This is a genomic window from Vreelandella andesensis (assembly GCF_003989795.1).
Classification (GTDB): Bacteria; Pseudomonadota; Gammaproteobacteria; order Pseudomonadales; family Halomonadaceae; genus Vreelandella; species Vreelandella andesensis.
On sequence record NZ_RZHG01000030.1, the window covers coordinates 150,707 to 175,115 of the forward strand.

At 53.5% G+C, this 24,409-nt stretch carries 26 protein-coding genes; 19 read left to right on the forward strand and 7 right to left on the reverse strand.

Annotated features, from left to right (window positions below):
- Positions 1-40: 40 nt before the first annotated feature.
- Positions 41-1,396 carry an aldehyde dehydrogenase family protein gene (locus ELY33_RS16670; protein ID WP_126949028.1) on the reverse strand — a complete coding sequence of 452 codons (1,356 nt, stop codon included), beginning with the start codon at positions 1,394-1,396 and terminating at the stop codon, positions 41-43.
- Between the two features lie 161 nt (positions 1,397-1,557).
- Between ELY33_RS16670 and ELY33_RS16675 the strand changes: the two genes are divergently transcribed.
- From ELY33_RS16675 to lpxL, 12 genes are all read left to right on the forward strand, one after another.
- Positions 1,558-2,700: a GNAT family N-acetyltransferase gene (locus ELY33_RS16675; protein ID WP_126949029.1), complete on the forward strand. Its 1,143-nt coding sequence runs from the start codon at positions 1,558-1,560 to the stop codon at positions 2,698-2,700.
- Between the two features lie 101 nt (positions 2,701-2,801).
- Positions 2,802-3,155, forward strand: a complete 354-nt coding sequence (gene ftsB / locus ELY33_RS16680) for a cell division protein FtsB (protein WP_126949030.1) — start codon at positions 2,802-2,804, stop codon at positions 3,153-3,155.
- Entirely contained in the window at positions 3,152-3,868 is a 717-nt protein-coding gene (gene ispD, locus ELY33_RS16685; RefSeq protein WP_126949031.1) for a 2-C-methyl-D-erythritol 4-phosphate cytidylyltransferase, read from the forward strand. The genes ftsB and ispD overlap by 4 nt, the downstream gene beginning before the upstream one ends.
- On the forward strand, positions 3,868-4,356 hold the full coding sequence (gene ispF, locus ELY33_RS16690) for a 2-C-methyl-D-erythritol 2,4-cyclodiphosphate synthase (protein WP_126949032.1): 489 nt from the start codon (positions 3,868-3,870) through the stop codon (positions 4,354-4,356). Before ispD ends, ispF begins: the two co-directional genes overlap by 1 nt.
- Positions 4,349-5,389: a tRNA pseudouridine(13) synthase TruD gene (truD, locus tag ELY33_RS16695; protein ID WP_126949033.1), complete on the forward strand. Its 1,041-nt coding sequence runs from the start codon at positions 4,349-4,351 to the stop codon at positions 5,387-5,389. The genes ispF and truD overlap by 8 nt, the downstream gene beginning before the upstream one ends.
- Positions 5,390-5,439: 50 nt before the next feature.
- The gene (gene surE / locus ELY33_RS16700) at positions 5,440-6,186 is read left to right on the forward strand and encodes a 5'/3'-nucleotidase SurE (RefSeq protein WP_126949034.1); all 747 of its coding nucleotides are present in this window, start codon (positions 5,440-5,442) and stop codon (positions 6,184-6,186) included.
- Complete coding sequence (locus ELY33_RS16705) at positions 6,173-6,850, forward strand: protein-L-isoaspartate(D-aspartate) O-methyltransferase (protein WP_126949035.1); 678 nt, start codon at positions 6,173-6,175, stop codon at positions 6,848-6,850. The genes surE and ELY33_RS16705 overlap by 14 nt, the downstream gene beginning before the upstream one ends.
- The gene (locus ELY33_RS16710) at positions 6,847-7,818 is read left to right on the forward strand and encodes a DUF368 domain-containing protein (RefSeq protein ID WP_126949036.1); all 972 of its coding nucleotides are present in this window, start codon (positions 6,847-6,849) and stop codon (positions 7,816-7,818) included. The genes ELY33_RS16705 and ELY33_RS16710 overlap by 4 nt, the downstream gene beginning before the upstream one ends.
- 7 nt (positions 7,819-7,825) lie before the next feature.
- Positions 7,826-8,929, forward strand: coding sequence for a peptidoglycan DD-metalloendopeptidase family protein (locus ELY33_RS16715; protein ID WP_126949037.1), 1,104 nt, complete (start codon positions 7,826-7,828; stop codon positions 8,927-8,929).
- Between the two features lie 162 nt (positions 8,930-9,091).
- A complete protein-coding gene (gene rpoS / locus ELY33_RS16720; protein WP_126949038.1) occupies positions 9,092-10,063 on the forward strand; it encodes an RNA polymerase sigma factor RpoS in 972 nt (323 codons plus the stop codon).
- Positions 10,064-10,218: 155 nt separating this feature from the next.
- A complete protein-coding gene (alr, locus tag ELY33_RS16725) occupies positions 10,219-11,319 on the forward strand; it encodes an alanine racemase (RefSeq protein WP_126949039.1) in 1,101 nt (366 codons plus the stop codon).
- Positions 11,320-11,331: 12 nt separating this feature from the next.
- Positions 11,332-12,246, forward strand: coding sequence for an LpxL/LpxP family Kdo(2)-lipid IV(A) lauroyl/palmitoleoyl acyltransferase (gene lpxL, locus ELY33_RS16730; RefSeq protein ID WP_126949040.1), 915 nt, complete (start codon positions 11,332-11,334; stop codon positions 12,244-12,246).
- Between the two features lie 81 nt (positions 12,247-12,327).
- Here the strand turns inward: lpxL and speD are convergent, their stop codons facing one another.
- The 4 genes from speD to ELY33_RS16750 all read right to left on the reverse strand — a co-directional run bounded on the left by speD (position 12,328) and on the right by ELY33_RS16750 (position 15,547).
- The gene (speD, locus tag ELY33_RS16735; RefSeq protein ID WP_126949041.1) at positions 12,328-13,122 is read right to left on the reverse strand and encodes an adenosylmethionine decarboxylase; all 795 of its coding nucleotides are present in this window, start codon (positions 13,120-13,122) and stop codon (positions 12,328-12,330) included.
- Between the two features lie 249 nt (positions 13,123-13,371).
- The gene (locus ELY33_RS16740) at positions 13,372-13,791 is read right to left on the reverse strand and encodes an OsmC family protein (RefSeq protein WP_126949042.1); all 420 of its coding nucleotides are present in this window, start codon (positions 13,789-13,791) and stop codon (positions 13,372-13,374) included.
- A gap of 89 nt (positions 13,792-13,880) precedes the next feature.
- A complete protein-coding gene (murU, locus tag ELY33_RS16745) occupies positions 13,881-14,540 on the reverse strand; it encodes an N-acetylmuramate alpha-1-phosphate uridylyltransferase MurU (RefSeq protein WP_126949043.1) in 660 nt (219 codons plus the stop codon).
- Complete coding sequence (locus ELY33_RS16750) at positions 14,537-15,547, reverse strand: aminoglycoside phosphotransferase family protein (protein ID WP_126949044.1); 1,011 nt, start codon at positions 15,545-15,547, stop codon at positions 14,537-14,539. The genes murU and ELY33_RS16750 overlap by 4 nt, the downstream gene beginning before the upstream one ends.
- 70 nt (positions 15,548-15,617) lie before the next feature.
- Between ELY33_RS16750 and ELY33_RS16755 the strand changes: the two genes are divergently transcribed.
- The 7 genes from ELY33_RS16755 to ELY33_RS16785 all read left to right on the forward strand — a co-directional run bounded on the left by ELY33_RS16755 (position 15,618) and on the right by ELY33_RS16785 (position 23,481).
- Positions 15,618-18,065: an LPS-assembly protein LptD gene (locus tag ELY33_RS16755; protein WP_126949045.1), complete on the forward strand. Its 2,448-nt coding sequence runs from the start codon at positions 15,618-15,620 to the stop codon at positions 18,063-18,065.
- 39 nt (positions 18,066-18,104) lie between these two features.
- On the forward strand, positions 18,105-19,142 hold the full coding sequence (locus ELY33_RS16760) for a peptidylprolyl isomerase (protein ID WP_126949046.1): 1,038 nt from the start codon (positions 18,105-18,107) through the stop codon (positions 19,140-19,142).
- 12 nt (positions 19,143-19,154) lie between these two features.
- A complete protein-coding gene (pdxA, locus tag ELY33_RS16765; RefSeq protein ID WP_126949047.1) occupies positions 19,155-20,204 on the forward strand; it encodes a 4-hydroxythreonine-4-phosphate dehydrogenase PdxA in 1,050 nt (349 codons plus the stop codon).
- A 26-nt stretch (positions 20,205-20,230) separates the two neighbouring features.
- Positions 20,231-21,061, forward strand: a complete 831-nt coding sequence (gene rsmA, locus ELY33_RS16770) for a 16S rRNA (adenine(1518)-N(6)/adenine(1519)-N(6))-dimethyltransferase RsmA (protein WP_126949048.1) — start codon at positions 20,231-20,233, stop codon at positions 21,059-21,061.
- Complete coding sequence (apaG, locus tag ELY33_RS16775) at positions 21,058-21,435, forward strand: Co2+/Mg2+ efflux protein ApaG (RefSeq protein WP_126949049.1); 378 nt, start codon at positions 21,058-21,060, stop codon at positions 21,433-21,435. Before rsmA ends, apaG begins: the two co-directional genes overlap by 4 nt.
- Before the next feature lie 22 nt (positions 21,436-21,457).
- Entirely contained in the window at positions 21,458-22,273 is an 816-nt protein-coding gene (locus tag ELY33_RS16780) for a symmetrical bis(5'-nucleosyl)-tetraphosphatase (protein WP_126949050.1), read from the forward strand.
- A 62-nt stretch (positions 22,274-22,335) separates the two neighbouring features.
- A complete protein-coding gene (locus ELY33_RS16785) occupies positions 22,336-23,481 on the forward strand; it encodes a tRNA nucleotidyltransferase/poly(A) polymerase-related protein (protein ID WP_126949051.1) in 1,146 nt (381 codons plus the stop codon).
- Positions 23,482-23,501: 20 nt separating this feature from the next.
- Here ELY33_RS16785 and folK read toward each other — a convergent pair whose 3' ends face one another.
- Positions 23,502-24,047, reverse strand: a complete 546-nt coding sequence (gene folK, locus ELY33_RS16790) for a 2-amino-4-hydroxy-6-hydroxymethyldihydropteridine diphosphokinase (RefSeq protein WP_126949052.1) — start codon at positions 24,045-24,047, stop codon at positions 23,502-23,504.
- Positions 24,044-24,400, reverse strand: coding sequence for a dihydroneopterin aldolase (folB, locus tag ELY33_RS16795; RefSeq protein ID WP_126949053.1), 357 nt, complete (start codon positions 24,398-24,400; stop codon positions 24,044-24,046). The genes folK and folB overlap by 4 nt, the downstream gene beginning before the upstream one ends.
- Between the last annotated feature and the right edge of the window lie 9 nt (positions 24,401-24,409).

Consider the following 24,409-nt stretch of genomic DNA (forward strand, 5'->3'; position numbering starts at 1 on the left):
TACCGTGCAGGATATCATCACTTGTTTACCCATAGAGAGCTTAGCCAATCCTTAGTAATTTTAATAGCCAGCGCTTATAAGGCGGCCTTATTAATGAACTAGAGGCTCGTTTTGATTGGTAGAAAATGCCGCGTAAATGGCTGAATCGTTCAAAGCCGTGGCGGCCGTGATATGCCCCTATGCCGCTTTCTCCAACGCCACCAAAAGGCAGAGAGGGAACCGCGTGGTGGAGCAATGTTTCGTTAAAGACCAGCGCGCCAGAGCGCGTTGTGTGGCGTAAGGTCGTTTGCAACAATTTATTGTCAGTGAACGCGTAAAGTGCCAGTGGGTGTGGCCGGGCGTTTACAAAGGCAATCGCGTCGTCGAGCGTTTTAACGCTGATAAGCGGCAGCGCACGGCCAAAAATTTCTTCACTCATTAGCTCAAGGTTTTGGGTTGGGTCGATAACGAGCGCGGGTGCATGATGCCCCGTATCGATGATACGGCAGCCGTGATCTCTTGCCTGTTCTATCAGTCGTTCACTGCGCTGTTGATGGTGAGGGCTGACAAACCCGGTGGCCTCTTTATCGCTTGGGCGCTGCTGTTTGATAGCGCGGCTAAGCGCCTGGATAAGCGCTTCCAGGTGGCGGCTTTCCACCAGCACGTAATCCGGTGCAATGCAGGTCTGACCAGCGTTCATTCCCTTACCGAAAATAATCGATGCAGCAGCACGATCCAGGTCAGCGTCACTCGCAACGATGGCAGGTGATTTGCCACCCAGCTCAAGCGTCACCGGTGTTAACTGCTCGGCGGCGGCAAGTGCAACCTGCCGGCCCACTCGGGTGGAGCCGGTGAAGACCAAGTGGTCAAAAGGCAGTGCGCTAAACGCTTTTGCTATCTCAGGGCCACCCTCAACAATGCACAGTTCTTCATCGGTAAAATATTGTGGTACCAGCTTGGCCAAAAGGGCGCTGGTAGTAGGGGCGAACTCACTAGGCTTGATCATGACGCTATTCCCCGCTGCGAAAGCATCAATTGCAGGCATCAATGCCAGGCTCCATGGGTAGTTCCAGGGCGACATAATGCCGACCACGCCAAGTGGCTGAGGCACAATACGTGCGCGGGCGGGCCATAAGCGCCACGGCATGTTGGCAGCATATGGGCGCATCCAGTGCCAGAGGTGCCGACGCGTATGACGAATGGCTTGAAGCACTGCGCTAATTTCCGCCAAGCGTATTTCTGTTTCGCTGCGTTTGCCGAAGTCAGTCTGGATAGCGTGGATAATGTCTCGCTGGTGGTGCTTGGTCATTCGTGCAAGGCGGGCCAAGCGCTCTCGTCGCGACGTTAATGTTGGGAAGGGCGCATTGCCAACCGCATGGCGCTGAGCGTGCAAAAGGCGCGTTAAATCGCGTTTCATGGCGGCTCCTTGGGTCACTTCTTAATAACAATAGACGGTTGTCACTGCTAGTTGAATACCGCACGCCGGACAGAAATGGCAGCATCAACAAAGGCACTGACAGCCTAGTTGGTGGTAAAGTCACTTATTCACTATTTTATCGATATGCCTTGGGAGGCATCATGCGCTCACTGTCATGCATCATGCTACCCGGTATCAATGCCGTGGAGGCCGTCCAATGGGACGCACTGGTCAGCCATGAACAACCTTTTCTACGCCATGCGTTCTTACAGGCGTTAGAAAGCAGTGGCTCTGTCTGTGAGGCTACCGGGTGGGAGCCTTGCCACCTTTGCGTGTGGCAAGATAACCGCCTAGTAGGCGCGCTGCCAATGTATCGCAAGCACCACTCCTACGGTGAGTATGTGTTTGATTGGGGGTGGGCTGACGCGCTGGAGCGTGCTGGTGGTCGTTATTACCCCAAGGCATTAAGTGCCATTCCCTTTACCCCGGTTCCCGGTACGCGCACCTTAATTGCCGATGACGCCAACGCCGATGATGTTCGCGGCGTATTGGCAACGGCATGGCAAGCCCATTGTGAAGAACAAGCGTTATCGAGTTGGCATCTCCTGTTCGCGCAGGATGACGAAGTGGATGCATGGCAGCGTCAGTGCCCACAGTTAATTGCTCGAGAAGGCGTTCAGTTTCAATGGAAGGATCGTGGGTTTGGCGATTTCGAAGGTTTCCTGGCAAGTCTTACCTCAAAACGTCGCAAAATGATTAAACGTGAGCGTCGTCTGGTAGCCGAGCAAGGCTTTAGATTACGGCGTTTAGAAGGCGAGGCGATTACCCAAGAGGCAATGGCACACTTTTTCCGCTGCTACACGATTACGTATCACGAGCGGGGACGTCCCCCCTACTTAAATCACGCCTTTTTTGAGCGTTTACGTCACGCGATGCCTGAGGCGCTTGTGTTGGTTCAGGCGCTGTTGAATGACCAGCCCGTCGCCGCTGCTCTCTATTTCCGTGGTGAGAACACACTGTATGGCCGTTATTGGGGGAGCGAGGTGGCTGCCGATTGTCTCCACTTCGAAGTTTGCTACTACCAAGGCATTGAATTTTGTCTGGAAAAAGAGCTCTCTTTGTTCGACCCAGGTACCCAAGGAGAACACAAGCTGGTGCGCGGTTTTGCCCCCCAGCGGGTGCGCTCATTGCACTACCTTGTGCACCCAGGCTTAGCGGCAGGGGTCGCCCAATTCTGCCAAGAAGAGGGTGCCCACATCAGCGCTTACCGTGAAGCGGCGAACGACGCATTACCGTTTAAATAAAAAACGATTTACACCGACCTGTTAGGTAAGGTGCTGCTCGCTGGAAATAGCTCATGATGGCATAATGCGCTTCGTTTAGGCCTAAACAAAGGATGGCGGTGATGCATAAATGGCTAACGGTTGCGCTGCTTGCCGTAATGGGGTTGCTCCAATACCAGCTTTGGCTAGGTAATGGCGGCTGGGAAGATTTGCAGCTAGTTGAAGAGCGCGTTGCCGTTCAAGAGGCTGCCAACGTGCCCATGCGTGAGCGTAATGCTCGGTTAGCGGCTGAAGTCACCGACCTGAAAACCGGCCTTGATGCTATTGAAGAGCGTGCCCGAAGCGACATGGGCATGGTGCGAAGCGATGAGCAGTTTTTTTGGGTGCCGGGTGTCGCGATTGAAGCAGAACTTGTGGGTATCAATGCGGGGCTAGTTACCCAGCCAAGCTTACCCAGCGAGGTTGCTAACGAATGAACCATTCGCTGTGGCTAATCGTACCCGCAGCAGGGCAGGGCAAGCGAATGGGGGCTGACAAGCCTAAACAGTACCTGTCGTTAGGTGAAAAACCGATCCTTGCCCATACACTTACTCGGCTACATCAAGCCTTTCCCGCTGCGCATCTCGTGCTATGCCTGGACAGTGATGATCGTTGGTTCAACCCTAAGTGGGTGCCGTTTTCTCAGTGGCAACGCGTGTCTGGTGGCGCTGAGCGAATGGATAGCGTTTTAAATGCGCTGAATGCTATTAATGCGCAAGAAAACGATATGGTCATGGTGCATGATGTCGCGCGACCCTGCATTACAGCGTCTGATTTGCTGACGCTTTACCACGTGGCACAACAGCACCCAAGTGGCGCACTCTTGGCGATGCCGGTTGCTGATACTATGAAACGGGCCAGTGCAGAACAGCTAAGCACCGCGACAGAGTCCCGCGATCGTTTATGGCATGCGCTAACACCGCAAAGCTTTCGTTATGCGCTTTTGCTCCGTGCCCTTGAATACGCATCTGCGAATCACAACGTGGTAACGGATGAAGCCTCAGCGGTTGAAGCACTTGGCCAGGCCCCTAAATTGGTAAGTGGGCGTCGCGACAATCTCAAGATCACCCATCCTGATGACCTTGCTCTTGCCGCTGCCATCATGGCGTCGCAAGTAGCTCAATCCTCTGAATCTGAAAGGAGTTGTTAATGCGAATTGGCCACGGATTTGACGTGCACCGATTTGGCGTTGGCGACCATTTGATGATTGGTGGCGTAAAGTTGCCTTTCGAACATGGTTTTGTTGCCCACTCGGATGGCGATGTGCTGCTGCATGCTGTCAGTGATGCATTGCTGGGTGCCTGTGCGCTCGGTGATATTGGACGGCACTTTCCCGATACCGACCCAGCATGGGCGGGTGCAGATAGCCGTCATTTATTACGTCACGTGGTTCAACTGGTTCATGCAGAAGGCTTCTGTGTGGTTAATCTGGATGCCACGCTAATGGCACAGGCGCCTAAAATGGCGCCGCACATTGACACAATGCGGGCTGTCATCGCTGAAGATTTAGGTATTAGCCTTGGGCAGGTCAATGTCAAAGCCACAACGACTGAACGGCTTGGATTTACCGGACGAGGTGAAGGTATCGCCGCTGAAGCAGTGGTGCTGATTGAGCACCAAGAGGCGCTGAATGCTTAACTTACACGCTTGGCAGCGCTGCTTGGATGCCGAGTTTGGTGCTCCTGAACCAGGACATTACCGTGCTCAGCCAGAAGATTTTGTTGTCGATGAGCAGCTGGATTTTACGCCTGAAAATCATGGCGAGCATCTGTGGTTACGTCTTGAAAAGCGCCATCAAACCACGTTAGATGTGGTAAAAAGCCTTAGCTGCCTTTGTGGGGTAGCCCCCCGAGAGGTGGGCTACTCCGGAATGAAAGATCGTGTTGCGGTGACCCGGCAGTGGTTAAGCGTTCATTTGCCTGGCCGCGAGGCGCCAAGTGATTTAAGCGTGTCATTAGCGGCATTGGGTATTACGGTGTTGGCACAGGCGAGACATCCCCGAAAGCTTAAACGCGGTGTGCATCGTAGTAATCACTTTACGTTGCGTCTTAGCGGTGAGGCGCTTCAAGGAAATCATTTTTATGACCGTTGGGAGGCGCTTTGTCGTCAGGGTGTTCCTAACTATTTTGGACCTCAGCGTTTTGGGCCAGGTGGGCGTAATTTACAGCGTGCAGAAGCCCTTTTCGCTAAAGGTTGGCGCAAGCGTGACGACCGCCAAGGAATGATGCTTTCTACCGCGCGAAGTTTCTTGTTTAACGAGCTGTTGAGTGAACGTTTGGCAGATGGGACTTGGTGTCAGCCGTTAGCAGGCGACACGCTCATGCTGGATGGCACTCACAGTGTCTTTACCGTTGATGCAGTGGATAACAACTTGCTTGATCGTGCTGCTGCGCTTGATATCCATCCAACCGGTGCCTTATGGGGCGTCGGTGAGCTAGCTGACTATCACGTGGCAGACTACGAAAAGCGGCTGTTAGCATGCCATCCAATGTTGTGCGAAGGGTTACTGAAAAGCGGCGTGAAACGTTCCCATCGGGCGCTGCGAGCAAGGTTGATTTCGCCTAGTATCGAGACATTGCCTAATGCCGTGGTACTCTCATTTGCCTTACCACGGGGAAGTTTTGCGACGGCGGTGGTGAATGAGTTAATTGCTCATCCAGATGTTGCTTAATGCACCCCGCGTGCGCTTATCTTTACTAGGTATCCTTAAAGGAGACGCTAATGCGGCGACTGCTGCTTTCCAATGACGATGGTGTCCATGCGCCGGGCTTGCGGGCACTTCATGATGCGCTAGTCGCCCATGCAAATTTACGTGTGGTTGCTCCTGACCGAGATCGCAGCGGCGCTAGTAACTCGCTGACGCTCTCCCGTCCGCTTTCTTTAACCGCGTTAGATAATGGTTTTTATAGCGTCGACGGGACGCCCGCCGACTGTGTTTACCTTGGCGTGAACGGTGTCTGGGACGAGCGTCCTGACTTAGTGATCTCCGGGATTAATCACGGCAGCAATCTTGGTGATGACGTACTCTATTCAGGCACCGTGGCGGCTGCCATGGAAGGGCGCAATTTGGGCATGACCGCTATTGCAATGTCGCTGTGCGGTGATCGCTATTTCCCAACTGCGGCTAAAGTAGCGGCCAGTTTAATCGGCGCAGCCGACCAACTGTCGCTGCCACCGCGCACCCTTTTAAATGTCAACGTGCCGGACGTGCCATGGGAAGAGATTAAAGGCGTCAGAGTGACCCGCTTAGGCTACCGCGGGCCAGCAGAGAAGCCTGTGCCGGTAAAAGATCCGCGCGGTCGCACGCGCTTCTGGATAGCGCCCGTTGCGGCGAATGCTGACGATGGCGAGGATACCGACTTTTCTGCGATCGAAGCGGGTTATGTATCAATTACCCCATTACAAACAGACTTGACGCGCCACCCTGCGCGCAGCGACGTGCAGGACTGGTTGGATGCTTTTGCCTGAGCTGTCGCCTAGCGAGCTGCGCGGACGGGGCATGACCTCTCAGCGCACTCGGGATCGCATGGTAGAGCGGCTTGAGCAGCAAGGTATTCAAGACGCACGGGTGCTCGGTGTTATGGCGGCTGAGCCAAGGCACCTTTTCGTTGATGAGGCGCTGGCCCATCGCGCGTATGAAGATACCGCGCTGCCCATCGGTTTTGGACAGACACTATCGCAACCACTGACGGTTGCCCGCATGACCGAGCTGGTGCTGCGAGCTGATCCAAAGCGCGTGCTTGAAGTAGGGACAGGCTCTGGTTACCAAACGCTGATATTGTCGCGGCTGGTGCCCATGCTTTACTCGGTCGAACGCATTTATGCATTACATCAGCGCGCCGCGCAGCGGCTTCGACGTCTTGATGCGCCAGCGACGCTGGCCGTTGCTGATGGCGGTGAAGGGTGGCAAGAAACAGCCCCTTTTGACGTGATTTTGTTAACCGCTTGTGCTCAAACGCTGCCAGAAGCTTTATTGGAGCAGCTTAGCCATGACGGTGTTCTGATTGCTCCGTTGGAAGAGCCTGACGGCAGCCAATGGCTCACTCGAATAAAACGCATGGGTAGTGCTTTTGAAAAGCGTCGGCTTGAACCTGTGCGTTTTGTACCCCTATTGCAAGGAGTGGTGGATTGAAGCGTCGATTTGTAGAGCTGTTTTTAAAAGGCGCAGGAATGGGGGCAGCCGATGCGGTGCCCGGTGTTTCAGGCGGAACAATCGCATTTATTACCGGTATTTATGAGGAACTCATTAATACCATCAAACAGTTTGGGCCCAGCGCCTTCATCGCTTGGCGTCGTGGCGGCTGGGTGGCGCTGGCTCAGCATTTGAATTTAACCTTTTTAGTGCCGCTATTACTGGGCGTCGCGGTTAGCCTTTTCAGTGTTGCTCATATAGCGCTTTGGCTAATGGAAGCGTACCCGCTATTAATTGAGGGGTTTTTCTTCGGTTTGGTGGCCGCATCAGGGTTTGTGGTAGCTAAAGCGGGAAGAGGTTGGAAGTTTTGGTACTTATTACCCATGGTCGGGGGGCTGCTGTTAGCTAAATCGCTGCCTGGTATGATGCCGCTGGTGTTACTTATCGGTAATGAAGCTCTGGTTGTCATGGTCGCTGGCTGTATTGCTATTAGCGCCATGCTGTTGCCAGGGGTGTCGGGTAGCTTCTTGCTGCTTACTATGGGACTTTATGGCACCATTTTAGGGGCTATTCGAAGCTTCGATATCGGCATTATTATACTCTTTGGCATGGGATGTGTGATCGGTTTAGCGCTGTTTTCGCGACTACTGTCGTGGCTGTTGCGCCGCCACCATGATTCCACACTACAGCTGTTATTAGGGTTTATTGTTGGTTCGTTACCCGTGCTATGGCCGTGGAAAGAGCTACTGCGTTATCAGCTTGGCCCAGACGGACAAATGATCCCGTTGGCTCATCGTTATTTGTTGCCTGGTGATTATGCGGTACTGTCTGGTGAATCGGCACAAGCGATAGGCGTTGTGGCACTAATGGTGGTTGGCGCACTATTGGTGGTGTTATTAAACCGTCGCGCAGTGCATTATGCCGGGCATAGATCAATAGGAAACGCGCGCGACGTTGAAAAGGAGTAGGGTTTTCATGCGTAAGGTTTTCATCATGTCAGTATTGGCGTTAGCTGTCAGTGGCTGCGCCAATCAACAGCAAAACACCCCGCAAGTGCAGGACTTAAGTGAAGCACGCCGCGCGGTAGCAGACTCACCTCAATATACCGTTAAGGCAGGCGATACTCTTTATGGAATCGCATGGCAGCACAGTCTTGATTATCGCCAGTTAGCGCAAATCAATAATATTGAGGCGCCTTATCAAATTCACCCAGGCCAAACCATTGCGCTACGAGACGGGGTGTTGGCATCAAATACCCCGTCGGCAGGCTCCTCTGTTCCAGAACGCCCTGCGTCGGGTGCCGTTGCAACAGGGTTGAATCCTCAGGCCACTTCCGTGGCAAGTAACGATCAGCAGCTAGACTGGTTGCTGCCCGATGAGAGTGCGATTGAGCGTAACCAGCGTTTAACAGCTGAGCGAGCGCAGCGTGCTGAGCAAGCGTCGGTGGAAGCCGCGCAGCAAGTGGCTGAAAGCGTGAGTGTGGCGAGTGTCGATGCGCCCAGTAGTGAGACGCCCGAAGTGTCTGAGCCAGAGCCCACCAGAGAACCAGAGACGAAGCCTGAACCTAAGCCTGAACCTACCCCGAAACCTGAGCCTACCCCGGCACCAGAGCCAGAACCAGCGGCAACCACCCCGCCTGTTGAGTCTGCAAAGCCAAGCCAAACCGCTCGCGTTGACCGTTCTTCACGCACGTTTACACCTGTCGATAATGTTAACTGGCTATGGCCAACGGCAGGACAAGTTGCCGGAGAGTTTGGCCAGGGAGGCTCAATTACCGCCGGGATTGATATCGAAGGTCAAAAGGGGCAACCTGTCAAGGCGGCAGGACCAGGCATCGTCGTTTATGCAGGCAGCGGCGTGCGTGGGTACGGTAACCTAATACTACTCAAACACAATGACCAGTATCTGAGTGCTTATGCGCATAATGATAGCCTGAGCGTTAAAGAAAATGATGTCGTTGAAGCGGGAGAGGTGATCGCAACGATGGGTGATAGTGATGCAGACAGTGTCAAGTTGCATTTTGAGGTGCGTCGTGATGGGCAGCCACAAAACCCCTTGGACTATCTACCCTCTCGTTAACACTTCTGGCATTGTTAAGCGAACCGGTCAGTTAATGTGCTTTGGGGTACCCGGATAGCTAGAGTAAGGCGTCATATAGCAATAACGGTGCAAGTGCACAGGGAGTGCAGCTACCTTCACTTTTCTAAATGGCGGTTAGGCGAAATAACGGGGGATACTACCATGAGTATGCTGGAGAAGGATCTACAGGAGGTTGACCTGGACGCTATTGAGGAGGCGCTGGATAGCGCCGATGACGTCACCGCGGAGGAAGATGCTTTTGAAAAAGCGTTGAGCCGTGATGAGCGTCAATCGAGTCAAAGCTCGGATGCTACACAAATCTATCTCAATGAAATTGGTTTCTCGCCGTTATTAACGCCGGACGAAGAAGTTTTTTATGGCCGTTTAGCACGTAAAGGTGACCCGCTTGGACGGTCAAGAATGATTGAGTCCAACCTCCGCCTGGTTGTCAAAATTGCCAGACGTTATCTTAATCGGGGGCTAACGCTGCTTGATTTGATTGAAGAGGGTAACCTTGGGCTGATCCGGGCGGTAGAAAAGTTTGATCCTGAACGAGGGTTTCGTTTTTCTACCTATGCCACATGGTGGATTCGACAAACTATTGAGCGTGCACTGATGAACCAGACGCGCACCATTCGTTTGCCGATTCACGTGGTTAAAGAGCTGAATATTTATTTGCGCGCAGCGCGTGAGCTGACCCAAAAGCTTGACCATGAAGCAACCGCAGAAGAGATTGCCGATCATCTCGATAAGCCAGTTGAAACGGTTAAGAAAATGCTTGGGCTCAACGAGCGCGTCTCTTCCGTAGATTATCCAATGGGTGGCGATAGCGATAAGCCGTTAATCGATACCTTGACTGACGACGAAGTGCTCGGGCCGGAAGCGTGTCTGGTTGATGGTGATGTGCGTGAGCACGTAGACCACTGGTTGGATGAGCTAAGTGATAAGCAGCGTGAGGTGGTTGTGCGTCGCTTCGGTCTGCGAGGCCATGAAGCCGCCACATTAGAAGAAGTTGGCGCTGAAATTGGCCTGACCCGAGAGCGTGTTCGGCAAATTCAAGTGGAAGCGCTAAAGAAGCTGCGCCGCTCTTTGGAAAAGCAGGGCCTTTCGCTCAACGCTATTTTCGAGAGTTAGCTGTTTTCGAGAGTTGGCTGTTTTTGAGAGTTAATGGCGGCAAGCTGTGTCGTCATACAGACCCTAACGCACCGAGTTAATCGCTCGGTGCGTTGTTTTTGACACCCGCTGGTTGATCTACCGATAAACTATTGACTGTGTAAGTGAGAAACGTGATGCGCCCCTTAGTGGCCCATATTGATTTAGGCGCGCTGCGTCATAACTATCAGCTAGCGTGCCGCTGCGCCCCTCAAAGCCGTTCGGTAGCCGTTATTAAAGCGGATGCTTATGGTCACGGGGCGCTTGAATGCGCGCGCGCCCTAGAAGCCGATGTGCCTGCATTTGCTGTTGCTTGCATAGAAGAAGCGATTAGCTTGCGTGAAGGGGGCATTAAAGTGCCCATCGTATTGCTTGAAGGTATTTTTACCGCCGACGAGCTAGCGTTAGTTGATCAATACAACTTCTGGATCAGCGTTCACACTGAGTGGCAAGTGGCTGCCTTGTTAGCTTTTTCACCCCGTCAGCCTATCCCGGTATGGATGAAAGTCGATTCAGGTATGCATCGTTTAGGCTTTTCCCTAGATGAAGCGCCTGATGTTTGGCAGCGATTAGTCAACGCGCCACAGGTAACCGCGCTGCATTTGATGAGCCACTTTGCGACGGCAGATGCTCGCGAGGGGAGCTACTTTAATCAGCAAATGACCGCCTTAACGACCTTGGCGGAATCGCTGGATGCGCCTCTATGTTTAGCCAACTCTCCGGCAACACTGGCATGGCCAATTGCCCATGGTGACTGGAATCGTCCTGGTGTCATGCTGTATGGCAGTGACCCGCTGGAAGAAGCCAATGAGATCACCCGCCAGTTGCGCCCGGTGATGAGCTTACGCTCCGAAATTATCGCCCTTCGTGAACTTGAGGAAGGCGAACCGGTTGGCTACGGTGGTCGTTGGCGAGCTTCGCGACGCTCTAAAATTGCTGTCGTTGCGGCAGGGTATGGCGATGGCTATGACCGCCATGCCGTAGACGGTACCCCTGTGTTGGTGAATGGCCAGCGCTGTGCGATTGCCGGCAAGGTCTCAATGGATATGCTAACCGTCGATGTCACCGATGTGCCGGAGGCTGTTATCGGTAGCGAGGTCGTGTTGTGGGGATCCGCAAGCAACGGTGTTGTGTTGCCAGTTGATGAGGTGGCGCGCTACTGCGATACCATCAGCTATACCCTGTTAACGGGAGTGTTGCCAAGAGTGCCGCGTCGCTATCACAGTGCCTTCGCTTAAACGGTAATCAGTATGTCTAAAACCTCCTATCCGCGCTCGTTTGCACACCCGCGCTACTGGCCAACCTGGCTGGCAATAGGCGCGATGTATGTTGTTGCTTGGCTCCCTTGGCGGTTTACGCTGTGGGTAGGGAAAGTGATTGGTTTGTTAGCATGGCGTTTTATAAAGCGTCGGCGGCACATCACAGAGACAAATATTGCCCTCTGTTTCCCTGAAAAAAGTGCCGATGAGCAGCACCGGTTAGTAAAAGAGATTTTCATTGCCAATGGAATGGGACTGGTAGAAACCGCCACGGGCTGGTGCAGAAATGCCGAAAGCTTACGCCACCGTGTGGCCTACCATGGCCAGGAAAACTTAGCGCGCGCCCAGGCTCAAGGCAAAGGCGTGCTGGTTGTGGGGGTGCACTTTTCAACGTTAGATCTAGGTGGTGCGCTCCATTCGCTATTTTTTTCCGCAGATGCGGTTTATCGGCCACATAACAATCCCTTGTTTGAGCGATTTATGACGCGAGCCCGTTCGCGTATTTTTGGCCAGGCTATCGACCGCCATGATTTGCGCGGCGTTGTTCGGAGGATCAAAGCAGGCCATATTGTGTGGTACTCGCCTGACCAGGATTTTGGCCGCGATGTTAGCGTGTTTGCACCACTGTTTGGCCAGCAAGCAGCGACCATTCGTCTTACCGCTAAGATTGCTCGTTTAACAGGTGCGCCTGTTGTGCCACTGATGTTTCATCGCAACCCGGATAATCGTAGTTATACTATTGAGTGCTTGCCTGCGTTTGAAAACTTTCCTAGTCGAGATGAGGTAGCCGATGCTACTCGGGTGAATGAGTTTATCGAACGGGCAATTCGTAAGCATCCTGAGCAGTATCTATGGCTCCATCGGCGGTTTAAAACGCGCCCCGAAGGTGAGTCAGGTTTCTATTAGCGGCTGCCAAGAACCAAGCAGTGAATAAAAAAGCCGCCCTGCGATTGTCGTAGGACGGCTTCTGGTCGATTGGTGTCTAGGCTAGTCGAGATTACGTGAATAGAAAATCTCTAGCATCTCTCTGCGCAACCGACTTTCAATGTCTCGCGCTTCTTCAAATGTAATGTCGCGGCGCGATGTGCCGAACAAGTAGTTATCAAGCTCGAAGTCTTTCAGCAGCATCTTGGTGTGGAACATGTTTTCTTGATACACGTTCACATCGATCATTTGATAGGCGTGCTTGGTATCTTCTGCCAGGTAGTCCTGGATCGAGGTAATATCGTGATCGATGAACAGCTTTTTTCCGTCGACGTCGCGAGTAAAACCGCGAACGCGGTAGTCCGTGGTAACAATATCAGAGTCAAAACTGTGGATTAGGTAGTTCAGTGCCTTCAACGGGCTGATGTGACCACAGGTTGACACGTCAATATCCAGTCGGAAGGTGCTGATACCATTGTCAGGGTGCGACTCAGGATAACTGTGCACCGTCACGTGGCTTTTATCAAGATGCGCCACGACTGTTTCAGGTAGTGGTCCAGGGCCTGGCTCGGTTTGCTCCGGATTGGATTCATCCAGTTCGTGCTCAGCGATTAGGATCGTAACGCTGGCCCCATGGGGCTCATAGTCTTGACGAGCAATATTGAGCACATGAGCGCCGATAATATTGGTGACGTCTTTTAAAATCTGCGTTAAACGTTCGGCGTTGTAAAGCTCATCGATATAGTCGATGTATGCCGCACGTTGCTCTTCGGTCTTGGCGTAACAGATGTCGTAAATGTTAAAGCTCAACGAGCTAGTCAGGTTGTTAAACCCGTGGAGTCGGAGATTATCTGACACGTCCGAACCTCCCTATGGCAGATGAAGACACCCCGACGAGCCAGCGCCGGAACCGATAAAAACTTGTCACCATGATGCTGTGGTCGCTTTCTGCAAAGCGGCCGTTTGCTACGCAGTAGGGGTAAAAACAAGCGAACGTATTATGCCCGCCAAGCGCATGGTATGCATCCAGGCGCGCTAATTTTTTTAATACATGCATTTTTGATGCATGCGTCGTTAATAAACAGGGAAGATGTCGCTCCGAGTAGCTCAAGCGTCGACAATCTCAAACGAGTGAGTGATCTCAACGCCGCCTTGGACCAGCATGATAGACGCGCTGCAGTACTTTTCTGCGGAGAGCTCAACCGCTCGCTGTACCTGCTTCTCTTTTAAGTTGCGACCAGTCACCACAAAGTGCACGTGGATCTTGGTAAACACAGAGGGCACTTCATCGGCACGCTCGGCGTCAAGCTCCGCAACACAGTCGGTGACATCGGCACGGGCTTTATCCAGGATATTTAAAATATCAAAGGCGGTGCAACTGCCCATGCCCATCAATAACATTTCCATGGGGCGGGGGCCGGTATTGCGGCCGCCGTGATCAGGCGGGCCGTCAATAACGACGCTGTGCCCACTGCCGGACTCAGCTACAAATTGGCGACCCTCTGTCCATTTTATTCGTGCTTTCACGTCGCTCTCCTCATCTAAGCACCTATAGGTAGGTCGCGAAGCATAACATTTCTAGCGGTAGACGCACTGCTTCATCGTTTGCTGCTCTGTTACGCCAAAAGATGGTGTTCTAGAGCCTCTAGCCGCTCTGGGGTGCCCACATCGACCCAGTGGCCTGAAAAGTGTTCGCCGCTGACACGATTGCCTGCCATCGCTTGCTTAAGCAGCGGGGCCAGGGCAAATGCCCCTGGGGGCTGTCCGGTAATAAGGTTTGGGTGTAGCAGGCTAATGCCCGCGAAAGTGAGGCGCTGGCGGCCTTCCACTGCAACGCGCCCATCGGTAAGGGCAAAATCACCGGCGGGGTGATGAGACGGGTTATCTACCAGCACAAGATGAGCTAGGTCACTTCCCTGAAGCAGCGACGCTTGGGGCGTGTAATCACACCAGACGTCCCCGTTGATCAGTAAGAACGGGGCATTTCCAAGCAGAGGCAGTGCCTTTTGGATGCCGCCGCCGGTTTCTAACGGCGCTTCTTCATGGCTCCAGTGAATACGTAATTTAAAGGCGCTTCCATCGCCGAGTGCTGTCATGATCTGCTCTGCGCGATAGCTTACATTGATGACTACGTCATCAATGCCCGCACGCTTGAGCCGTTCGAGGTGGTGCACAATAAGTGGCTTACCCCCTACCGGTAATAGTGGTTTTGGGCAGTGGTCGGTAAGCGGCCGCATTCGTTTGCCAAGACCAGCGGCTAAAATCATTGCTTTCATAAGTCACTTTCCGCTAGACGAACAAGAATGGCGGGGCGCAATGTACCACGTACCCATTCAGCAAACGCGCTGTGCTGGGGCAGCGCGGTCAGGCTATCTTCTAAGTGCGCTAAAAAATGTGGCAGACGTGATAAATAGCCCTGTTTGGCATCACGTAGCGTTAGTCGGCAAAAAATTCCGAGTACTTTTAAAGAGCGTTGAGCGGCCATGGCGTGGCACTGGGTAAGAAATTCATCACCGCTGACGTGATGGGAGAGACGCCCATCCTGGCGCGCCTGACGATAGAAGGCGTCCACGAACTGCATGAACTGCGCCTGAGAAAAACGGCAGTAACGTCCGCGTAATAAGGAGATAACGTCGTAACTGATGGGTCCAGCAACTGCGTCTTGAAAATCAATCATGTAAAGCTGCTGGTCGTGCACCATGATATTCATCGCGTCGTAATCGCGATGTACGCTGACAACGGGTTGCTCAAGCGCCTGCTCAACGAGGTGTTTACGCAGCGCATCCCAGCTGTCAGGCGTTGGTAACGAGAGCCAATTGTTTAAACACCACTCGGGAAAAAGGTCGAGCTCTCGGCTCAGCAGCGCCGCATCATAAGGTGGTAACGTGGCAGGGTTGGCGTGGTTTTGTAACTTGGCAAGTAAGGCCAGCGCATCTAAATGACTTTGTTGAGTGCGCGCTTGATCAGTGAATAGCGCTTGTAAGGGCGTGTCCCCAAGGTCATCGAGCAGCAAAAACCCCGCGTCGAGATCAGCAGCGTAAATATGTGGAACGGGTAATTTTGCCGCGTACCAGCGTTTTCCGATAGCAACGAATGGTGCTGAGTCTTCCTGAGCTGGGGGGGCATCCATTACTATTCGAGTACTGCCGTTAGGCAGCGTTAGCCGGAAATAACGCCGGAAACTGGCGTCACCGCCCGCTGGTGAAAGGCGGACAGCGGCGCTATTTAGGTTATTTTGTTCAGCCGCCCACTGGGTGAGGGCGTCAATCCGAGAAGATGACATGCAAGCTCCTTGCTGGTCGGGCATCATGCGGGCTGTATAATACCGATTATGGATGCCAAGGATAACGAACATGGGCAAGCGAATCTCGCGTACCGTAACGGTTGCGCACACGCTGTTGGGCAGTTTGCTCGCTGGCGCCTCTTTTTCAGCAGTGGCACAAGGCCAGACGCTGCCTGCCGAGGCGCTCGACTGGCAGGCCTGGAACCAAGATGAAGCCCCGCACCAGCTGTGTCGAGGGCGCTATGTGATGCCTGACTACCGCCTGCCAGCGGAAGATAACCCCGAAACCTTGTCGGTGGAGACTCAGGAAGTCGATTATGCCGCAGATGGTGAAGCGTTTCTGCGCGGTGATGTTGTGCTGCGTCGTGGAAACACAGAGCTGCAGGCGGCCCAGATGTATTTGCCCGCGGACCGCCAGCGAGTAGACGCAGAAGGCAATTTAGCCATACGTGATGGCCGGGCGTTGGTGCGTGGTGAACAAGCCACTCTGATGTTCAATGATGATCGGGCCTCGTTAAGCAATAGCCACTTCGTGCTTTACGAACAGCATTTACGAGGGCAGGCCAGCCAGTTAGAGCAAACCGGCGATGAGCAATATCGCCTGCGAAATGCTTCATTTACCACGTGCGACCCAGACACGAATAGCTGGCAGCTCGTTAGTAGCGATATAAAGCTGAATCAAGCTGAAGGGTTTGGCACCGCGCGACATGCACGTTTAGAAGTTAAAGACGTGCCAATTTTTTATTGGCCCTGGTTGCGCTTCCCCATTGACGACCGCCGCCATAGCGGGTTTTTGTCGCCTTCCGTTAGCTTTTCCAATGAGGGGTTTGACTATGCACAGCCCTTTTACTGGAACATAGCGCCAAATCACGATGCCACTATTACGCCGCGCTGGATGTCGAACCGTGGGCTGTTGCTCAACGGTGAGTACCGCTATCTGCTGGAAGCGAGTCGAGGCACAGTAGAAGGTGGATATATCAGTAGCGATGACGGCAGTAACAATGGCGATAACCGCTTCGAAGGGAATGACCGCTGGTACATCGATACACAGCATATCGGGACACTAACGCCTCGCAGTGATTACCAATTACGTTATGGCGCCGCCAGTGATGGGCGCTATTTCGATGATTTTGGTGGTGAGTTTGGCAACAGTGAACGCGCTAGTATGGAGCGGTTGGCTCGGATAGATTACCGCGGTGAGCGTTGGCAGCTAGATGCACGCGCCCAAGGCTTCCAACGTTTGGAAGATCCGCTAAGTGATTCCGACAAGCCTTTTTACCGTTTGCCAAGTTTGACTGCCAGCTCTGATTGGCAGTTAGGCAGCGGTATTTACACACAATGGCGCTCTAACGCGACTTATTTTTGGCGTGATGTAGATGAGCGCCGGGTACCGGAGCGCGAAGCCGCGGTCGGGTCGCGTCTTCATCTTACGCCAGCTATTGGTTGGCGGTTTGAGCAGCCCTGGGGTTATATCGAGCCGCGTACCGAGTTATGGCATACCGCCTATGCGCTGGACTATGGCGATCGCGTTACTGACCGGGGAACGTCTCCCAGCCGCAGTGCGGCGGTCACATCGATTGATAGTGGCCTTGTTTTTGAGCGTGAGCTTGAACTGCGCGGTAGAGACTATCGCCAAACCCTTGAGCCACGTTTGAACTACGCTTACGTCCCGCGCACTAACCAAACGCAACTGCCTGATTTTGACAGCCGCGAGCGAGCGTTTTCCTGGGATCAGCTATGGTCGGCTCATCGCTTCTCAGGTGCCGATCGCTTAGGTGACCTTAATCGCGTGTCGCTGGGCGTACAATCTCGCTTTATTGAAGACGCCTCTGGACGGGATCGGTTGACCTTTGGAGTGGGGCAAAGCGTTTATTTTTCCGAGCGCCGCATCGATAGTGAAGGCGATCCCGATACGCTGCCTGCTCGCCCGGAAGATGATCCAAACGTGAACCCGCTAAGCCGCTATCAGGCTACTCGTGATCGCTCTCCGTTGGTGACGCGTCTCGACTGGCAGATTAATGATCGGTGGAGTGCGGGGTATGAATGGTTATACGACGACCAGCGTGAGCAGACCGAACGCTCCAGCGTTGATGCACGTTATCGTCATCCTGCCGGCCATGTAGTGAACCTTGGCTACCGTTGGGAGATCGAAGGTTTCGACCCGGGTGTTATACCAGGCGATGATGGCTTTAGAGATTACAGCCGAGAAGAGTGGGACCTGTCACTTGCTTGGAAAGCCAGCCCAAGAATTGATTTGATTGGCCGCTACCTGCACGATCAAACCAATGACCGTGCGCTTGAGCAGTTGGCCGGTGTTCAGTGGAACGACTGCTGCTACGGTTTACAACTGGTATGGCGTGAATGGGTAGACGATAACGACACCGCTCGCGTGGGTGATGACTTCAACGACCGCGGGTTATTCTTACGCTTTGTATTCCGAGGCCTTGGTGGCGTTGGCCAACAGGCTGACGGCTACTTTGAACAAGCCATTCCTGGCTACCGTCCAACGCCCCTATAACGTTTTTGTTAAATGGCGACTGACTGAAAGAGATTCTTTATGACTACCAGAAAGACCCTGCTGACCAATGGCTTGAAAAAGCAGGCAAAACTGCTTTCTGCTGGCGGCATGATGGCACTTTGCCTTGGAACGAGTGCTGCGCTTGCACCGCTGTCGGTTCACGCACAAAATTTCGAATCGGCCCAGCGGCAAATGCTGGACAGCGTTGTGGCTGTCGTTAATGACGGCGTCATTATGCGTAGTGAGCTTAATAGCCGCATCGCCCAGGTGGAGCAGCAGGCGCAAGCTCAAGGCGGTAACTTGCCGCCCCGTGGCGAACTGGCTCAGCAGGTGCTAGAGCGCATGGTGATGGATGAAATCCAGCTCCAGATGGCTCGCCAAGCCAATCTTAGCGTTGACGACACGGAGCTTAATCGCCAGTTACGTACCATCGCCGAGTCTAATGGTATGACGCTAGATGAGTTTGCCGATAACGTGGAAGCAGACGGCATGGCCCTGGCCGACGTGCGCGAGGAAGTACGTCGCGAAATGCTAATGCGTCAGGTTCAGCAGCGTCAAATTAGTCAGCGTGTCACCGTGACTGATCGCGACGTTGAGCGCTTCTTGAACCAACAGCCCTCTCAACAAGGTCAGGCATTTATTGAAGAAGTGCGAGCCCGTCACGTGCTAGTGGAGTTAACGCCGACACAAAATGAAAACCAGGCCCGTGCTCGCGCTGAGCAGGCTCGTCAGCGTTTACAACAAGGTGCAGACTTTGCCTCCGTTGCGCGTGAGTTTAGTGACGACCGTGGCAGTGCCATGAATGGCGGCGAACTTGGTTGGGTGCGCCCAGGACAAACGGTACCGGCCTTTGAAGAGGCAATGGGGACATTGAGTGCTAATCAACTTTCTGAGCCCGTACGTTCTCAGTTTGGCTACCACGTGATTGAAGTGCTTGAGCGCCGCCGTCAGGACGTGACTGAAGAAAGCCGCCGTGAGCAGGTTCGCGAAGCCATTTTCCAGCGCCGTGCTAACGAAGAACTGCAGACATGGCAGCGTGAAATGCGTGAGCAGGCTTTCGTCGATATTCGCCTTTAATGAGCCATCCCAATGAATAATAGCGCACCACTGCTGATTACTACCGGAGAACCCGCGGGTATTGGGCCAGAGATTACGTTGATGCTGGCCGCCAATGGTCAATTAAATAATACGGTGGTCATTGGCGATACGGAGCTGCTGAGCCAGCGCGCGGCGCTGCTCGGGTTGCACCTTGATATGGTAGAAGCTACCCCTGGAAGCGGGGAGGTTTCCTCGCCAAAGCGTTTGGTTGTGTGGCCCGCTGCGCTTCGAGAGCCAGCACATCCCGGCATGCTCAACCCCGCCAATGCAAGCTATGTGCTAGAGACGCTGCAAATCGCTGTAGACGCCTGTCTGCATGGGCATGCTGCGGCAATGGTTACCGCGCCGCTTCATAAAGGGGTGATTATCGAAGGTGGCTTCCCCCGCTTTACGGGTCACACCGAATGGCTGCGCGATGCCTGTGGTGTTGATGAGGTTGTGATGTTGTTAGCCACTGACCAGGCGCTGCACGCCCAGTCGAGTCGTTGGCAGGGCAGTAGTGATCTACGCGTCGCGCTTGTCACCACACACCTACCGCTGCGAGACGTGGCAGATGCGGTTACCCATGACAAAATTACGCGTATTAGTCGATTGCTCGCGACTGATCTTAAGAACCAGTTTGGGATTATGGCCCCGCGCATTGCAGTGTGTGGGCTAAATCCCCATGCCGGGGAAGATGGCCATTTAGGACGTGAAGAACTCGATGTTATTATCCCTGCTTTGAAGGCGCTGCGTGCTGAAGGTCTGGATATTCAAGGCCCGCTGCCTGCCGATACGCTTTTTACGCCGCGCCATTTAGCGGGCGTTGATGCGGTGCTGGCGATGTATCATGACCAAGGGCTGGCAGTGCTAAAATACGCAGGCTTTGGTCAGGCGGCCAACATTACCCTTGGCTTGCCGTTGGTACGTACCTCGGTCGACCACGGTACCGCGCTCAGCTTAGCGGGCCACGGTACTGCTGACCCCAATAGTTTAGGCGTTGCCCTAGCGCTAGCAAGGCGACTTACCACTCAGCGTGCCAATGCCTTAGTTGCTTCATGAATCAACCCTCCAAGGAACACTGTTAGATGTCTCAAGTGCCTCAGCAGCACCGTGCTCGTAAACGCTTTGGTCAAAACTTTCTGCGTGACCTCGGCATCATTTCGCGTATTGTCCGTGCTATTGGACCTCGCGAAAGCGACCGACTCGTCGAAATTGGCCCTGGGCAAGGCGCGCTCACCGCTCCGTTATTAGAGGCGACTGGAAAACTTGAAGTCATTGAACTAGACCGTGATCTTATTCCTGGCTTGAGGGTGCAGTTTTTTAATTATCCTGACTTCGTTATTCATGAAGGTGACGCGCTGAAGTTTGATTTCGCCGCGCTACAAGGTGACGGTCCTGCCCTGCGAGTCGTCGGTAATCTGCCTTACAACATCTCAACGCCGTTAATAGTTCATCTGTTAACCATGGGCAATGCGATTGCCGATATGCACTTTATGCTGCAAAAAGAGGTCGTTGAGCGCTTAGCTGCTGAGCCAGGCAGCACTGACTGGGGGCGTCTGTCGGTGATGGCGCAGTATTACTGCCATGTTGATCAACTGTTTATCGTACCGCCAGAAGCCTTTGTTCCCAGGCCAAAAGTTGATTCCGCCATTGTTAGGCTTACCCCTCATGAAAGCTTACCCCAAACCGCAGACGACCCAGTGCTGCTGTTTGAACTGGTCAAGCTGGCCTTTGGTCAGCGACGCAAAACGCTGCGCAATAACCTGAAAGGTAGGGTGAGCGCCGAAACATTAGAAGCGCTAGGCATTGATCCTGCACGGCGTCCGCAAACCTTGACGGTTGCGGAGTACGTAACGATTGCCAACCAAGTGGCTGCCGACGAAGCGCTTATTGGTGAGGGGAGTGACGACGCGTGAGTGGTTTAGCCATTGAGGTTAGCGTCGCGCCTGAGTACTGTGCTGGCGAATCAAGCGACAGTGAGTCGCGCTTTGTATTTAGTTACACCGTAACGGTGCACAACCAGAGCCCTCACAGCGTACAGCTTATGGCGCGCTACTGGAAAATTACCCAAGGTAACGGCGATAGCCAAGAGGTGCGTGGCAAAGGGGTAGTGGGCCAGCAGCCGTTAATTGGCCCAGGGCAGCGTTTTCGCTACACCAGTCGGGCTATTTTGCAAACGCCGGTAGGCGTCATGGAAGGTGCTTATACGCTGCTTAATACCGCTACCCAGCGCGCGTTTGATGTGCCTATTGCGCCTTTCAGGCTAGCGGTGGCGCGCCAGCTTCATTGACCATTCTCAAAAAGGGGTAGCCATGAGCACCTATGTTATTGGTGATCTGCACGGCTGTCATGCCGAGTTTGTCAGTTTGCTAGAGCAGCTTAGCTTCAATCCAGCCAACGATACACTCTGGCTAGTCGGTGACCTAGTCAACCGTGGCCCTGGGTCGCTTGCCTGTTTGCAGGAAGTGCAGGCGTTAGGTAGCGCTGCCCAATGCGTGCTGGGTAATCACGATTTTCATCTGTTGGTGGTCGCTCGTGGCGGCGGCAAGCTGAAAAAAAATGACACGCTTAGCGATATTCTTGCTGCTCCACAGCGCGAAAAGCTATTGGATTGGCTGCAAAGCCAGCCATTAGCAATTTATGAAAACAATACCTTGATGACCCATGCGGGCGTGTTGCCCACGTGGCGCGCTGAACAGTCGGTATCGTTCAGCCATGAAGTTCAAGCGGCCTTGCTTAGTGAGCGTTCAGGAGAGTTTTTAACGCGGTTATTTGGTAATCAGCCTGACCAATTCCACGACGAGTTGGAAGGCATTGAACGTTTGCGCTGTCTCGTCAATGTCTTTACCCGCATGCGCTTTATCGACACCAATGGTCGGCTGGATTTTGCCGCCAAAGAAGGATTGGAAAGCGCTCCTGATGGGTTCACTCCTTGGTTTCAGCACCCCCGAGAGGATGCCCTTCAGCTGTTGTTCGGACACTGGGCCGCACTAGAAGGCCGCACCCCAAACGCAAAGATAAAGGTTGAGGCGCTAGATACTGGTTGCGTATGGGGTGGTTCATTAACCGCGCTCAATCTCGAATCGGGTGAGCGCACCAGCGTCCCTAGTCGTCAATCGGGACGTTGAGACACGTTAGATTAAGACACGTTAGATTAAGACACGTTAGATTAAGACTAAGGGCGGCAGCCGTGTTTCAAGTAGATTCGAAAACCAAAGGGCTTGATGTTTATCGTGTCGGCGGAGCAGTTCGCGATACGCTATTAGGTTGGCCGGTGGTCGATAATGACTGGGTAGTGGTCGGTGCCACGCCAGAAGCTATGCAGCAGCGGGGCTTCAAGCCGGTGGGGCGCGATTTCCCGGTGTTCCTGCATCCTGATACTGCCGAAGAGTATGCGCTAGCGCGTACCGAGAGAAAGTCTGGCCACGGCTATGGCGGTTTTGACGTATATGCAAGCCCTGATGTGACCTTGGAAGAAGACCTTTCAAGACGTGATCTAACCATCAACGCGATTGCGCAGCGCTGTGATGGTGTGTTGACCGACCCTTTTAATGGTCAGCGGGATATCGAGCAGCGACTATTACGGCATGTGTCCTCAGCATTTAGTGAAGACCCCTTACGGGTACTTCGCACTGCACGTTTTCTTGCTCGTTATGCGCATTTAGGGTTTGCCATTGCGCCTGAAACCCTCCAACTAATGCATGACGTAAGCCGCAGTGGAGAGCTTAGCCACCTTGCTGCCGAGCGCGTGTGGGTAGAAACCGAAAAAGCGCTGGGTGAACCAAACCCTGACCGTTATTTCGCTGCCTTGAACGATTGCGAGGCGTTGAATGCCTGGTGGCCCGAGCTGGCGGATGAGGCTGTATTGGAGCGCGCGTTTAAGGCAATGGCGCTAGAGGGAGTCGCGCAGGTGGCTATCGAAAGCTCACTTCCGCTTGCACATTGGCGCTATGCGTTGCTGGTGTCGGTATTGAATGACGCTCAGCGTGAAGCGCTGGCCGTAAGATTACGTTTGCCCAACGCGGTAACACAGCTTGCGCGCCATGTGGCGTTGAGCATGGACGTAGTGGCTGCGTCGTTAACCGACGAACGCGTTTTACATTGGCTAGAGCGTTTGGATGGTTGGCGAAAGCCCGTGCAGGTCAATGCGCAATTACAACTCATCAAGCATTTATCAGAGAAAACGGTTGAGCCGCTGAGCCGCGCGTGGCATGCCGCACAGTGCGTTGACCCTCAAGTGCTGTTGCGCGAGGGATATCGCGGTGCAGCCTTAGGTAAGGCGTTGCGTGAATGTCGGCAGCAGGCAGTAGCGAGTGCATTGTTTAATCAGCGCTAGGCGCCAATGGCGAGCTTTGATCAGCGAGCTGACGCCTTTCTTGGCGCGGGATCGGCCTTGGAAACCCAACGACCATGCCAATAAAAATCGATGGCCCATAAACGTTGACTGCCCATATTAAAATGCTGCCATAGTGCAGCGTAAGACAAACCATGGGTGGGATGGTGCTGATCGGGTAGCAGCTCGGCTAATGGCTGTAGAACGAAGGCGTTGAGGGTAATTTCCTCTCGAGGCAGGGTAACACTGTCGATAATTCCGCAAATGTTCCCCACCGTGAGCAGGTCAATATCCAATGCTCGCGGGCTGCACTTAGCCATATCAGGGGTGCGCCCATGGGCAATCTCAAGTTGTTTAGACCATGCTTGAAGCTCGCCCACCGACCAGTCGCTATCAAATGCAACTACAAGGTTGTAAAAGTTGCGATGATCGTTAAACCCTACCGGCTCGCTTTCAAAGATTCGTGATATTTGAAGAGGGCCAAACGTATCTTCAAGCGCATCTAGGCATAAGCGAATATGGGTATCGGGATCGATATTGCTGCCTAAACTGAGAGTAACCAAGCTCATGGAAGGGTGCCGCGGGTGATTTCAAGACCGACGCTAGCGGCTTGTGGTACGGCACTGGGTTTGCGTACGGTAAGGCGCAGCCAGATAATGGAAAACTCCTGCTGTAAGCATTCCGCTAGGCGCTCGGCAAAAGTCTCGACAAGAGCAAATTGGTTCTCGTCAGCAAAGCGCTGAATTCGCTGGCAAATGGCTGCATAGTCAAGCGTTAGGCGCAAATCATCGGCAGCAGCAGCGGGACGGATGTCCGTTGCAAGCGATAAGTCTAAGCGTAGAGACTGAACAATAGTGCGCTCCCAGTCGTAAACACCGATGACGGTGTCTACTGCCAGCGCTTCGATCAAAATGCGATCCACAGGTTTTCC

Bases quoted from the DNA above. Each gene is read 5' to 3' on its own strand.
- ftsB (WP_126949030.1), top strand. From the start codon at position 2,802: ATGCATAAATGGCTAACGGTTGCGCTGCTTGCCGTAATGGGGTTGCTC.
- folK (WP_126949052.1), bottom strand. From the start codon at position 24,047: ATGAGCTTGGTTACTCTCAGTTTAGGCAGCAATATCGATCCCGATACC.
- murU (WP_126949043.1), bottom strand. From the start codon at position 14,540: ATGAAAGCAATGATTTTAGCCGCTGGTCTTGGCAAACGAATGCGGCCG.
- rpoS (WP_126949038.1), top strand. From the start codon at position 9,092: ATGAGTATGCTGGAGAAGGATCTACAGGAGGTTGACCTGGACGCTATT.
- lpxL (WP_126949040.1), top strand. From the start codon at position 11,332: ATGTCTAAAACCTCCTATCCGCGCTCGTTTGCACACCCGCGCTACTGG.
- ELY33_RS16675 (WP_126949029.1), top strand. From the start codon at position 1,558: ATGCGCTCACTGTCATGCATCATGCTACCCGGTATCAATGCCGTGGAG.
- alr (WP_126949039.1), top strand. From the start codon at position 10,219: ATGCGCCCCTTAGTGGCCCATATTGATTTAGGCGCGCTGCGTCATAAC.
- pdxA (WP_126949047.1), top strand. From the start codon at position 19,155: ATGAATAATAGCGCACCACTGCTGATTACTACCGGAGAACCCGCGGGT.
- ELY33_RS16750 (WP_126949044.1), bottom strand. From the start codon at position 15,547: ATGTCATCTTCTCGGATTGACGCCCTCACCCAGTGGGCGGCTGAACAA.
- ELY33_RS16755 (WP_126949045.1), top strand. From the start codon at position 15,618: ATGGGCAAGCGAATCTCGCGTACCGTAACGGTTGCGCACACGCTGTTG.
- ispD (WP_126949031.1), top strand. From the start codon at position 3,152: ATGAACCATTCGCTGTGGCTAATCGTACCCGCAGCAGGGCAGGGCAAG.
- rsmA (WP_126949048.1), top strand. From the start codon at position 20,231: ATGTCTCAAGTGCCTCAGCAGCACCGTGCTCGTAAACGCTTTGGTCAA.
- ispF (WP_126949032.1), top strand. From the start codon at position 3,868: ATGCGAATTGGCCACGGATTTGACGTGCACCGATTTGGCGTTGGCGAC.
- ELY33_RS16670 (WP_126949028.1), bottom strand. From the start codon at position 1,396: ATGAAACGCGATTTAACGCGCCTTTTGCACGCTCAGCGCCATGCGGTT.
- ELY33_RS16715 (WP_126949037.1), top strand. From the start codon at position 7,826: ATGCGTAAGGTTTTCATCATGTCAGTATTGGCGTTAGCTGTCAGTGGC.
- ELY33_RS16705 (WP_126949035.1), top strand. From the start codon at position 6,173: ATGCTTTTGCCTGAGCTGTCGCCTAGCGAGCTGCGCGGACGGGGCATG.
- surE (WP_126949034.1), top strand. From the start codon at position 5,440: ATGCGGCGACTGCTGCTTTCCAATGACGATGGTGTCCATGCGCCGGGC.
- ELY33_RS16760 (WP_126949046.1), top strand. From the start codon at position 18,105: ATGACTACCAGAAAGACCCTGCTGACCAATGGCTTGAAAAAGCAGGCA.
- ELY33_RS16780 (WP_126949050.1), top strand. From the start codon at position 21,458: ATGAGCACCTATGTTATTGGTGATCTGCACGGCTGTCATGCCGAGTTT.
- truD (WP_126949033.1), top strand. From the start codon at position 4,349: ATGCTTAACTTACACGCTTGGCAGCGCTGCTTGGATGCCGAGTTTGGT.